General features: G+C 63.5%; 8 protein-coding genes. 3 read left to right on the forward strand and 5 right to left on the reverse strand.

Going from position 1 to position 12,407, the window contains the following annotated elements; translation table 11 throughout:
• The first annotated feature begins 658 nt into the window (after nucleotides 1-658).
• The gene (locus tag ACWEWT_RS14960; protein ID WP_452559245.1) at nucleotides 659-1,414 is read left to right on the forward strand and encodes an MmyB family transcriptional regulator; all 756 of its coding nucleotides are present in this window, start codon (nucleotides 659-661) and stop codon (nucleotides 1,412-1,414) included.
• Nucleotides 1,415-4,845: 3,431 nt separating this feature from the next.
• Here ACWEWT_RS14960 and ACWEWT_RS14965 read toward each other — a convergent pair.
• Together ACWEWT_RS14965 and ACWEWT_RS14970 are read right to left on the reverse strand one after the other, a co-directional pair.
• The gene (locus ACWEWT_RS14965) at nucleotides 4,846-5,646 is read right to left on the reverse strand and encodes an SAM-dependent methyltransferase (RefSeq protein WP_452559246.1); all 801 of its coding nucleotides are present in this window, start codon (nucleotides 5,644-5,646) and stop codon (nucleotides 4,846-4,848) included.
• A gap of 200 nt (nucleotides 5,647-5,846) precedes the next feature.
• Nucleotides 5,847-6,914, reverse strand: coding sequence for a hypothetical protein (locus ACWEWT_RS14970; protein WP_452559248.1), 1,068 nt, complete (start codon nucleotides 6,912-6,914; stop codon nucleotides 5,847-5,849).
• A gap of 798 nt (nucleotides 6,915-7,712) precedes the next feature.
• Between ACWEWT_RS14970 and ACWEWT_RS14975 the strand changes: the two genes are divergently transcribed.
• Complete coding sequence (locus tag ACWEWT_RS14975) at nucleotides 7,713-8,279, forward strand: AAA family ATPase (protein WP_452559249.1); 567 nt, start codon at nucleotides 7,713-7,715, stop codon at nucleotides 8,277-8,279.
• Nucleotides 8,280-8,326: 47 nt separating this feature from the next.
• On the forward strand, nucleotides 8,327-8,659 hold the full coding sequence (locus ACWEWT_RS14980) for a glyoxalase superfamily protein (protein WP_452559251.1): 333 nt from the start codon (nucleotides 8,327-8,329) through the stop codon (nucleotides 8,657-8,659).
• A gap of 91 nt (nucleotides 8,660-8,750) precedes the next feature.
• On the opposite strand, the gene ACWEWT_RS14985 is transcribed toward ACWEWT_RS14980, so the two are convergent.
• Genes ACWEWT_RS14985 through ACWEWT_RS14995 form a run of 3 tightly spaced genes read right to left on the reverse strand, consistent with a single transcriptional unit; the run spans nucleotide 8,751 to nucleotide 12,292 of the window.
• Complete coding sequence (locus ACWEWT_RS14985; RefSeq protein WP_452559253.1) at nucleotides 8,751-9,455, reverse strand: cysteine hydrolase family protein; 705 nt, start codon at nucleotides 9,453-9,455, stop codon at nucleotides 8,751-8,753.
• A 54-nt stretch (nucleotides 9,456-9,509) separates the two neighbouring features.
• Nucleotides 9,510-11,036 (reverse strand): bifunctional ADP-dependent NAD(P)H-hydrate dehydratase/NAD(P)H-hydrate epimerase, encoded by a 1,527-nt coding sequence (locus tag ACWEWT_RS14990; protein ID WP_452559254.1) that lies wholly within the window; start codon nucleotides 11,034-11,036, stop codon nucleotides 9,510-9,512.
• A gap of 29 nt (nucleotides 11,037-11,065) precedes the next feature.
• Nucleotides 11,066-12,292 carry a helix-turn-helix domain-containing protein gene (locus tag ACWEWT_RS14995; protein WP_452559255.1) on the reverse strand — a complete coding sequence of 409 codons (1,227 nt, stop codon included), beginning with the start codon at nucleotides 12,290-12,292 and terminating at the stop codon, nucleotides 11,066-11,068.
• Nucleotides 12,293-12,407: the final 115 nt, after the last annotated feature.

Raw genomic sequence — 12,407 nt, forward strand, 5'->3', positions numbered from 1 at the left:
CTGGCGAGCGAATGTCTGAACCCTGGTGCGAACACGCGGCGGACCTGCGATGCGTTGTCCCGATTCGATGTACGTACCGAATGCAGCCGACGCCGTAGAAGGTGGTTCGCAGCCGCTGTCGTGCCGCATTCTGTGCAGACATCTGCACGTGCATGGTGAACTGAGGTGTTTCTGATCCAATTTCAGAGGCTCGCAACATGAGGAGCCGGCGTCGCCGAGCTATCGACATCAGCCCATAAGCGGTATCTCCAAAAAGCTTCATGACGTTACGTTTTCCATGTGCCCCTCGACCTTCCCTTCCTGGCGAGAGGCTCATCCAGCTTTATGGCAAATCTATCGCTATCTCCCGCTCGGGGGGCGTACGCATACAGTTGTAAGTATTAGTGTCGTATATCCGTATTCCGTCCGAGCTGCATGTGTGAGAGTGTCGTGCTGCCGGTTACACAGGCCCTGGCGTGATTTGGCCAGAGGGGTAGTGGGGATCGTGGAGGCTATGCCCATGTGACCTATCGATCGATCAGGGCGCGCCGGCTCGCTCTGTTGCGGGTGTGCGCTCCACGCGCTCACCCGGGGGTGACGAGAGTACGTCAGGAGGGCTACGGTGCACGAGATTTGTCAGGAACGGGCGGACCGGGACACCCCGCTTCACAGTCAATACATGCGTAATTTTCGGCAGCGCAGGAAACTTCGGCGCTCGACGGTGGCGCTCGCCGCCAACTTCAGCACATCGCTGCTGGACCGCTACGAGAGCGGCTTGATTCCCCCGGCCGAACGGCTCGATGCATGGAGTGACGCGTGCGGAGCACCATCATGGCTCCGGGAGAAGCTACGCGAGCTCACGGACTCGGCGCGACACCCACGCGGAAAGGAGATCTGGCCGCCAGTTGCCGACCCCGAGGACTATTGCCATATCGAGGACTTTCGTGGACCGGCCAGCTACCAGCTGTTGCCCACTTTCGACCTGATCTACGCCAACTCGGCGTTCCACACGCTGCTCCCCGGACTCGACACTATGGTCAGCCCTACGGGTGACCCGGTCAACCTGCTCGAATGGCACCTGCTGCATCCTTCGGCCCGCCGAGCCATCAAGAATTGGGACCAGCGGACGCACGTCATGCTGACACGATTCCGGGTGTTCGCCCCTGGCCTCGTACCTCAGCGGCGCATAGACGAGCTCATAGCCGCGTTCTCGGACGCGCACGAGTTCGAGCGGATGTGGACCACTGAACCCAGCGAGGCCGACTACGCAGACCCTCGAATCACGCTTCTTGAGCCGACGCCATATGAGCACCCGGGCTACGAATACGTTGACTACCACGCGCGTATGTTCCGGCTGGACCGCCCTGGCGGCCGACTCTTCAATCTCTTCCACCTGGCCAGGGATCATGCGCCGTTCGCTTCTCGGGCCGCCTGATCAGCATGTTCGGAAGGATTCGTGCTTGGCCAGCCGGGTGGCGATCGGGGTGTTCGCCGCACCGTAGGTCATCGAGTCGCGGAGCTTTCACTCGCCCGGATCACCAGGATTCGAGCGTCTTAGAAGGATCGGTGGTGCACTACGAAAGCTGGTCTGTTGGGCAGAGAATCGACCGTGCCGTCTGCGCGCGCGAACACCGAAGACCAGATCAGCTGGATCTCGGGATGGATGAACCGACAGGCTGGGTGCGTCGATCTCCAGCCGAATGCCGCCGCTGGGCAGCTGTTTTCGGCCTGCCGCAGCCGGCGCCCCCGTGGATTCCGCCAGCCTTAACCCCTCCACGACCTCGTCGTCTCGACCCGCGGCGTTATTTGATGCAGAATGTTCCCCGGATGACGGCGCGTCGGCTGTCGCGCCGTCCACCCTTGCTCAATAATCGGAGCCGCTGGTCCCTGGGAAGTGGGGGCATCAGTGCCGATGGTGAAGGAGAGGCGGCAATGGCACGCACAGGTCGAAACAAGGGCGGAAACAAGGGCCCTCGCTCCCGCGGCTTCACCGTTCGGTTCCCGGAAGCTCTCGGGGACCCTGACCTACTTGCATCGAAGCTTGGCTTCAGCTCTGTCAGTCAAATGTGCGCGGACTTGACCTGCATCCAGGCGGGAAAGCCAAGGCTTGCGCTTGAGGCGCACCAACTTCTGCTGGCATCAGGACGGCGAACTGGGCTTCTATCGCACCCATCGACGCGTCTAGCCTTTGCGGAATCTGTCGAGGCCGAAGAGGCCGATGCCGCATTGAGCCAAGTGACATCAGCGGCGAACAACGCCAATGCCAAACAGCAGGCCCAGGCGGAACATGTGTCGGAGGAGGTTCTCAAGGCTTCCTGATTGAAGAAGAACTATTGCGGATGCTTCCCGCCAAGGAGCTACCGCACTCACAACTAAGCGGGCAAGACGTCCACTGAAAAGTGGAGACCCCCGGCGTGCCAGGCCGGGGGAAGACGTCTCCGAAGCAGCTGGGCGAGCGCGCAACCCTCGTTCCCAGATTCCTTTGTTGCCCGATGAGCCTCTTCCGAAAGGACTGTCATTGGACAGCTCCAACGATAGCGCACGTCCAAAATCTGGTCTACCAGCAACACGATGTGTCGACCAGACGTGGCGGCGACCTGGGTATATAGCGGCGCTGGACCGCCAACTCTTCGTGTCGCCATACATCCTGATCGATGCTGAGAACCATCGGTTGGGCATACTTGACAACTCCGATAACCTCCAGGTCGCACTCTCCGGCGAGAGTGTCGCGGCTCTCGGCGGGAAACTCAGGCCTGGAGTGCTCGGCGCCGACATCGATCCTCCTCAAGGCGAGGAGATTGCTGGCGACCTCTGCGCAGAAGCCCTGGTGGCCTGGTGTGTCAGTGAGTCCCTTCCATACCTGGTTCGCGAGTCCGGCCGCCCAGGTGGACGCCATGTACTGGCGCTGGCGATGTCTACAGGCCACCTCTCGAAATGGGCTAGGCAATGTCGCCGGATTTCGAGGATATTCAAGATCCCGATCGACGATCGCACCAACAAGGTGCTTCGGACACTGCGCTCGCCGCACCGACGGGGGTACTACTCCCCCGTCATCAGCTGCACAATGACGCCTCAGGCTGTAATTGATGCCGGCCTGAGGCATAGCTCGGGCTCTCGCCGGCGCGCAATTCGGACCAGCGGTGGATACCGTGTTGCCCCGGGCCGCGATCTTTCGCGATCAGGCCGCGAGTACGGGCTGGCGTGTGCAATGGCCCGGCTGTCGTATTCGGCGAGAGCCGCCTGGGAACAGGTGAACCTTCGAGGCGGAAAATCTGCCGCCAACGGAGAACTGTGGTGGAGACGCTACGTCTGGATGCCCGCGGTGACGACAGTGGCGGCCGAGAAAGGCTTCAACGAAGACAAAGCATGGAGCTACGCACTGGCTGCGTCCCCTGTCGGCTGCCGCAAGATGGGCCGGAGAGACTGGAGCGGCTTGTGGAAGCGAGCACTTGCGGAGGCCAAACTCGACAGACCACGGCGTTATCGCGTCGACACAGCGGAAGCTGCCCCGGACGTTCTAGCAGAGATCGAGGTGATGCGCCGTGGCCTGCAGATTGCCGCAGACCACCTCGTACGGCCCCTGCGACCTCAGAAGCGGCGGAGCGTCGCGGCGTTGTTGTATGTCCTGGCCCCTGCCATTGTTCAACGGTCAGGCTCGATTAGCTGTAGGCAGCTGGCCATACTCAGCAATCTCGACCCGAAGACGGTGCGTGCGGCCATTGCGGCTGCCGTCGCGGTGGAGGTCTTGGAAGTAACGCACGAGTACGAAGGCGGAGCTCAGGACTGTCGGGCTTACGGGCCCGGCGCACGCGCACTGGCCTACCTTTCGGAGGCCCGGGCTACTTCTTCCCCCACTAGCTGTAGCACCCCCCTCCGCGCCCCCACCGGCCACTGCCACCCCCCCACTCTCCGCTCCCGCCTCACCCACGAGCAACACCGGTGGCGCCTCCGCTGCACTCTCACCTCCTCGCTCCCCGCCGGAGAGTCGCTTGCCTCCAGTCTCTCGCCTCTGGCGAGGCTTCTCCGCTCTCTCTGGTACCAACGGTCGTACTGGCGCTCGCTGGCTCCTCGTGAGCAAGCTGCCCGGCGTGCCCTGCGGCGCCGCCTCCTGCACACGCTGAGCCCCGAGGACACCTCTGCCTGGTTCCACTGGCTTGCTCGCCGCGAGGAGATCTGTGCGGCTGCGGACAAGCTTCTAGCCGGAGAACAAGACGCGGCAGCCCTCACTCTGATTGAACAGGCGCCGAACGTGTTCCATAGGGGAATGCAGCACCCACAGTGGAGGGTCCCTAATCTCAAAGGCCCGGGGTGGCAACCGGAACTTGCCGCCTGATGTCTTACTTTCGTCCGACGTGCAACAGGTAGCGCCGCCGCAATCGCATGAGACAAAGGGGTCCATGCAATCACTGAAGTCCAAGCGGCCATACGATCACGCGGTAATCGAGTGCTGACCTTTCAGCTAGGTCCCGCGATTCACTGGCGGCGACCCAGACGGTGGTAGCGACGATGCTTCGCGCGGGCGTCAGCCGACCGGCGAGCTGGAGTTGGAATCCGGAACGATGCCTCCCGGATATCCGCTCACTCAATCCGCCAGCCCCTGGGCGGCTGGTTCTGGCGCCGCAGACCTGCACGTTCTATGCCCGACTTGTGGAAGGCATTATCGTCCGGGTCAGCTGCGATTTCCCGCTCCGTCAACCGGCTTACGGTCACTTCGTTTGTCGCGGACCGGTGTCTTCGGGACCCGGGGCCCACCCGAGAGCAACACCACCGTGGATCTACCCCATCACGGATGCACGCGACAGTACGGACCGTCGCCATTCGTCTCCGACTCGCAAACGAATCATTAACTGACCTCTCCTGCTGCAATCAGGCGGGTTTGCGGCCGATACCGGCGTAGAAGCCGACTTCGGCATCCAGCCCGGCTGACGGCTCGAGGCCCGGGTTGCGCCAACGGTGAGGAGCCACGATGCCTGGCGCGATGATTTCCAGCCCATCGAAGAAACGGGCAACCTCCTCGCGGGTGCGGGGTTGCGGGTCCATGCCGCTGGCTCGGTAGACCCCGACCGCGGCGTGTGTACCCCGCGGGTCGAAATCGCCGGTGCTGTGACTGAGCACCAGGACGGAGCCTGGAGCGAGAGCATCCAGCAGGACCGAGACGGCCTCATAGGGGTCGTGGCGGTCGCTGACGAAATGCATGATCGCGACCAGCGAGAGCGCGACCGGTTCGGAAAGGTCCAATATCTCCCGCACAGCCGGTGCGTCGAGAATCGTTGTGGGGTCGGTGATATCGGCCTCGACCAGCACTGTGGCGCCTGGTGGTGTACTGCCGAGGAGGTCGTGAGCGCGCGAGATTACCACCGGGTCGTTGTCGACATACACGACGTTGGCGCTTGGATCCACGCTCTGAGCGATCTGGTGTAGGTTGGGCTCGGCCGGGATGCCACACCCGACATCGAGAAACTGGCGGATCCCCTGCCCAGCGAGATACCGGACGGCGCGATGCATGAACTGCCGGTTGGTGCGAGCCATAGTCCGCACGGTCGGAGCGGCCTTCTCGACTTCGTCGGCCGCGATGCGGTCGATCTCGTCGTAGCCGGAACCGCCCAGAAAATAGTTGTAGAGCCGCGCCGGATGGGTTTGGGTCAGGGCTGTGTCGTGTATGAACACGGCTACCTCCTTTGATCTCGTGAATGCTGCATTGCTTGCTGGACGAATTGAGAACGCTGGCCGGGTAGTCCAGGTCAGCCATCGAGCGAATGGGAGTACTGCTCCGGGGGAAAGCCGCCCGGCTCTGTTCCTTCCGCACGTCAGGACTGGGGCTGGGGGCGGCGGATGTTCCATGCCTGCGTTTCGACCACGATGGGAGATCAGGTCCAGGTGACTTGCCACTGGGCTGTGAAGTTGGCGGCCAGGTCGGGTAGGCGGTTGACAACCTTTCCCTGGGCAACGATGTCCAGGAAAGGCGCACCGAGAACTGCCGCCGCGTAGGAGGGCTGATGCATCATCTCGAGGTATCGGGGGATGAAGTCGTGCAGGATGTAGTGCCATCGCGGAACTCGGTCGGCCCAGCAGAGCGCTGGAAGCGGCAATCGCAGCGACAGGTTTCGTCCCGCGAACTTGGCCGTGGCCATGGTGGGTGCGTAAATGCCCGGTGCACGCACCCCGGGGATGATCGGTTGGGCGACAACGGTGCTGGCGTAGCACATGACACGGCCCATACCGCTGCGGCCAGCGGCGGTAGCATCCCACTGTTCCGCCACGATCTGGTTCTGTTCCCGATCGGCGATCCGAACCAATGCATCCGCGAAGCCCGCGTGTCGACCAGAGGCTATGCCCCTCCAGGCTGTACGCGCATTGTCGTCGATCATTCTCGCTTGATACATCTCCTCGACGCCGGCCATGCCTGCAATTAAGAACGCCTCATGCTGGCTGACTACATCGGTGTAGATATGTTTCTGCATGATCATCAGCCGAATCTGAAACCATCTCAGATCCTGGGCGGAAAGCTTTGATGCACCGCGAAGTGTGGCCCGGATGTCGCTGGGCAAGTTTTGCAAACCCGGCAACCGGCCAGAGCTGACAACAAAGTCGATGGTGGCCATCACCCGTCTGATCAGGGGCCGGTCGATGGCCGCAGTGAGCCCATTAAGGTCGGCCATTCCGCCGACAAAAGGTGCAGCTGCCAAACCTGCGAGACCAACCCAATAGAATCCCGGGTGTGCATGCGCAAGGCGCAAATAGTTGGCATATACCGCTTCGAACGTATCCGCATTGACGCGGGCCCCACCGCGGGGATTCCACCTCGCCAGGTCGATCCCCGCGTTGTGAGTAGCGACCACCAGCCAGTGCTGATGCAGCAATGCTGCATACCGGACGGGAGCTACCCCAGCAGCACGCGCATCGTCGAGTGCGTCTCGCAGCGAAGACAGGCTCATCGGGAGATCCGGGTGGATCCCGCCAGCGGTGGATCCGTCTGCGCCGGGGGTCGGCAGGTCGAGCCAGCTGGTGTACCGACGGGAAGAACCGCGCCGTGTGCGCGTCCTGACGTGATGCGTCCTGACGTGATGCGTGCTGACGTGAGCAACGTGAGCACCAGTAGTTGGTGTGCTCGCACGAACGTCGCTCGGGATCGTCATCGTGGAGGCCTTTCACTCGAACTCTATGGTTACCGAGCCGATGACGCGAACCGGAAGCCTCGGCGATCGATTGCCATATGTCATTTTTGTCCCGCTTCCGGCACTGGTATGGCCGTCACCGGTGGGCTGACACTGGCCACATCAAATACTAGGAGAAGACACCAAATTGGGATAACGACCGGGCGCGAAAGAATGCGGACGGACCGCACGCAATTCTGCCGATCGTGCAATTCCTATACGCATCAAGCATTAAATAACCGGGCTGATCTGTCAATTGCCAAATCTCACATAATTACTGTGAATTCAGAACTTCGGATCCGAACGGCGTGGGGTACTTTGCGAAATGTCCGCAATGTGACGGCTAGGTTCGGGCCGGTGACGCCATTGAGAATGTGAAGTTCTGCGGTAACTGCTCAGCGCGACTTTTCTCACCAGTCCGGACCCCCGACCACGACCAAGCAACCGCCACAGACTGACCCGTAACCGGAGTTATCATTGCTGGTCAAGCCATTGTCGTTGTTCTTGGCGCGGTCACAACTGGAACCCCGGGTTGCATCAGAGATGACTCCTGCCGAGTTGGCCAGCGACCGAAGTGCAGTGTCGGCCAAGCGTCTTTGTTTGGAGGTGGTTTCAATCGTCGACTTGACCGTCGGGGATGCGCGGAAGTGCTCGGGCTGGCAGCCCGTGACCCGGGCGGCCGGCGAGATCAAACAAGGCATGGTCCTGGCAGCTGGCCGGGATCCTGAGCAGGGCTGGGATGAGCTGAACATTCTTACGTTGACCGCATTCTTCAACGTTCTCGGGGTGTTGGTTCGTGCCGGTGTCACCTCGGTCGCCGAGGCAGCTTTCCAGCAGCGATTGTGGGCGCCGAATCTGATGGCGGTGGCTCCGGTAGTCGACATTCGGATCGTGCACTGCACAGCGTCAGAATCGGTGATCCGCGACCGGATTGCCGGCCGCGCCGAGCACGACCCTCATCGCCGGGCGCACAACGACAACGAGCTACTGGCGCAGATCGCGGCGGGTAGGTACTCGGTTGAGCAATTCGAATCGGTCGATCTCGACGTACCGGCACTCACCGTCGACACCACCGATGGTTACCGTCCAGGGCTCGACGTGATCGCAGAATTCGCCAACAGGCCCGGTCGCCGCGGCCCGACCTAGTGCTGTACCAGGCAACATTCGCCCTGAGGGTCTGCGACGATGGCTCCATGGACGAGGAAGTCATTCCCATTCTTCGCGTCGAGGATGCTGCGGCGGCGCTCGTGTGGTACGAGCGATTGGGCTTCGCCAAGCAGTGGGAGCACCGCTTCGAACCGGGATTTCCCGCGTTCGTCGAGGTCGCCCGGGGTGGGGTGCGGTTGTTCTTGTCGGAGCACGAGGGCGACGCTCGCCCCGACACGTTGGTCTACCTCCGCATTCGTGATGTCGAGGCCATCGCTTCCGAGTTCTGTGTGCAGACGGAGGAAGCTTCGTGGGCGCGTGAGATCGAGCTGCGCGACCCTGACGGCAACCGGCTTCGGATCGGCACGCCGACGCAATGACACTCGCCGGCAGCGCGGGTCAGGGAAGCTGTGCTGGTGGTGGATACAGATCGGCACTTGCGATTCGGGATCATCGCCCCGTCGGGACCCTTCAGGTATCACCATTCCAGTGGTTGGCACTGGTTGGAGATGTTGACGATTCGCCCGGGGCGACCCAATACTCTGGGTTCCGGCCGTAGTGCGGGGTCGTATACGCTCGATCCCAGCTCGCGCCCGTGCCGATGAGTTCCCGCCATGGTGCGACCTCGACATACATAACCCGCATCGAGTTCAAAGATCCGGTGTGCAGATCCGGGCCGTCGGTGGTGACCGCGTCCTCCGCGACGGCAACCTCGAAGTTTCGTTCCAGCGCTGCGCGGACTGTGGCCTCGACGCAAACATTTGTCTGCAGCCCGCAGACGATCACACGGTCGGCGCCGAGGTCGCGTAGTACCGGTTCGAGTTCGGTGTGGGCGAAGAAGCTGTGCCGGGTCTTGTCCAGCACCAGATCGCCGGGTTCCGGTGCGACATCGTCCATGATCTGTGATCGCCAGAGCTGTTCGGCATCCGACAGCACAGGCAGCCGGTGTGCTCGGCTTGCGCGATGCCGGGCCGACCGCGGCGTCATCGCCGGGCACGGCACCTGGCGTGAATAGATCACGGGGATCCCTTGCGACCTCGCTTCATCGATCAAGGACCGGCATTCGGTGACCACCTCGGGGAGCTTCCACAGCGGCGGCCAGCCGTACGCGTCGCGGACATCCTGCACCAGGTACGAGTTCTGTATATCCATCACGAGCACGGCCAAAGACCCCACGAGCAACCCTCCACTATCCGAAACCGGTTGTACACCAACGTCAACGGCGAATGATCAGTCAATATGAGCATCATCGGAGCTTCCCGGACCGAGTCCATGCTGCAGCATTTCCCCGATGACTGATGGCACGGCGTGCGCTACGGCGCTGGCGGTGAGCGGTCCGCCGTGGCGGTTCTGGTGAGCGCGCATTGCTGCGCGCCCGTGTACGAATGCGGCCATTTCCCCGGCGTCGAGTGCGTTCACCCCGGCGGCCATTAGTGCGCCGGCGATCCCGGCGAGGACGTCTCCTGCTCCTGCGGTGGCCAGCCACGACGGTGCTTCGGCCTGGCTGGCGACTACGCCGCGGGGCCCGACGATGATCGTGGTGTGGCCTTTGACCAGCACGGTGACGTCGAGGGCTTGGGCCAGGGTGCGGCCGTAGTGCAGTGGCCGGGCTTCGATTTCCGTGCGTTGCACCGGCTGGTCGAGCCAGCCCATCATGCGCGCCATTTCCCCGGCGTGTGGGGTCAGCAGGATTCGGTCGGCGCCGGCGGTGCGCTCACCGTCCATGCGGCGGTGCACGCAGGCGTGGAGCGCTCCGGCGTCAACCACGCACGGCTGCCCGGAGCGCAGGGCCGTGTCGATGGCCTGGTCCTGCTCCACGTCGTCCTCCACACCGGAGCCCAGCAGCCACGCCTGCACCTGTCCGGCACCGGGGACGGCTTCGGGGACCGCGGTCAGCACCTGATTGGTGACCCCTGGCGGGCCGATGAATCGGGCGATGCCCGCGGCCCCGGACTCGACCGCCCCGAGTACCGCGAGTACCGCGGCGCCGGGATACCGGTCTGAGCCCGCGACAACACCGAGCACGCCGCGGGTGTATTTGTGCGAGACCCGGGGCGGCACCGGCCACCGGGCTGCGATGTCGCTCGCGCTCAGTCGGCGCACGGTGGGGGCGGCCGGGATGGGCGGTAGTCCTACGCTGACGTAGCGCAGGTCTCCGGCGGCGTGGCTGGCGGGCGGGAGCAGCAGGCAGCCCTTCCAGGCGGCGAAGGTGACCGAGATATCGGCGCGGACGTGGGTGCCGTGGATTTCTCCGGTGTCGGGATCCACGCCGCTGGGCAGGTCGACGGCGATGACGGGTGTATCCGGCGGGATGGCCTCCACCAGGTCGGCGGTGGTTCCGTGAAGGCCTGCGGTGCCGCTTTCTCCGATGATGCCGTCCAGGATCAGATCCGCGGCTCGCAGTGCCTGTATCGGATGGTCGGTCTGCGACCCGTCGATCAGCCGGCCCCCGGCGTGGCGGAGTTTGTGGACGCCGGGCTCGTAGGCGGTGGCGCCGGTGAGGATGGCGTCGACATGGACTCCCTGGCGGCGTAGCCGTATCCCGGCCAGCAATGCGTCGGCGCCGTTGTTGCCGGTGCCGACGAGCATGGCGATCCGGCGGCCGTAGACGCTGCCGTGGCGGCGCCGGAGTTCGTCGGCGACGATGACGGCGAGGCCCGTGGCTGCTTTGCGGAGCAGCCGGTCCGGCGGCCCGGTCTCCAGTTCCTTTGCTACGCAGGTTTTCACGTCTGTGCTGGGAAAGGCCCACTTGCTCACGGCGGCCGTTCCATCAGGTGCTGGAGTCATCAGGCGGCGATCAGGCCGCAGCGGCGCGCCAGTCCCCGGACGTGTGGCCGCGCTCTGGCGTGATCGCGAAATAGCATTTCACGAAGCATCTCTCGGACGATTGTGGAGTCGCGCACCTCTTCGGAGGACACCTTTTCGGCATCCAGGAGAACCAGCACCGCGGCCTCGTCTTCTTTGCGCTGGACGTATCCGCGTGCGGTGTCGACGAGTACGCGGCTTTTCCGCTCCACGCTGGGTACCTGGTCGATATCCAGCCGTGAGGAGTATTCCACTATTGCGTCCGGGCGGCCGAGCTCGGCGGAAATGGCCAGGGCGTGGATGTCGACGTTGCCGCGGCAGAACATGTGCCATGGGTTGTAGGCGGCTCCCAGGGAGCGGGCCGCGTCTTCGGCGACCCGGTGCAATGCCCACGCGCGTCCGTCTTCATCGCTTTGGGCGGCGGAGACGGCGGCGGCCAGGTGCAACATGCCGTAGTCGGCGATCAGGTCCGTTGAGGTGGGGTCGGCGTCGAGTCGTCGTTTGAGTTCGTCGGCGGCGGACAGGCACAGCCGGGTTGCTTCGTCTTGCTGGCCTGCGCGGCGGTAGCTGCCGGACAGGGCCCAGGCACCGAGCGCGATCAAATGCGGATCGTCGGCTTCTCGTGCGCTGTTCATGGCGCGTTCGGCCGCGACCCAGGCCAGGTCTCCTTCGGGCAGGTGATGTAGCCACTGCCGGGTGATCTGGTAGGCGCCGGACAGGCTACGGGCCGCGTGCCGGCGATCGTCTGCGTTCAGGTAGGCGGTGTTGGCGTCGGACAACAGGTCTGGTAGCAGGCGGCCCAGCACACTATGCGCCGTGGGAGAACTGTGCCAGGTCGCCCACGCCTGTGCCACGCGGTTTCCGACGTCGTCCAGCGAGACGGGCGGCGCCGTAGGCCGCTGCGGGACGACGGCGCGCATCATCACCTCCCGCACAGCCGCGACGGCTTCGGTACGGGGCGGTGTGGTTGGCGCCAGCGTGTCGATGGGCCGCCCCAGCAGGTCCTCGAGCTTGCATCCGACCACAGTGGCGATGTTGATCAGATCGGTCAGCCGTTCTGCGCCGAGCCGACCTTGCTCCACGCCGTTTACCCACTGCAATGACTTCCCGATCCCGTTCGCCAGGGACTGACGGGAGACGCCGGCTGCGCGGCGGTAGGCGGCGATGTTGGTGCCAATACCCGGCGGCAGCAGCGACTCAGAACTCATGCAAATCAGCCTACAGCGGAAACTACTAAAAATTTAGCAGCTGTTGAAAGGTCCTTGCTGTCAAGGTTTTTCCCACATGCGACATCCGCACCACACCAGCAGATCACCACCACTA

The organism is Nocardia sp. NPDC003963 (assembly GCF_053605105.1).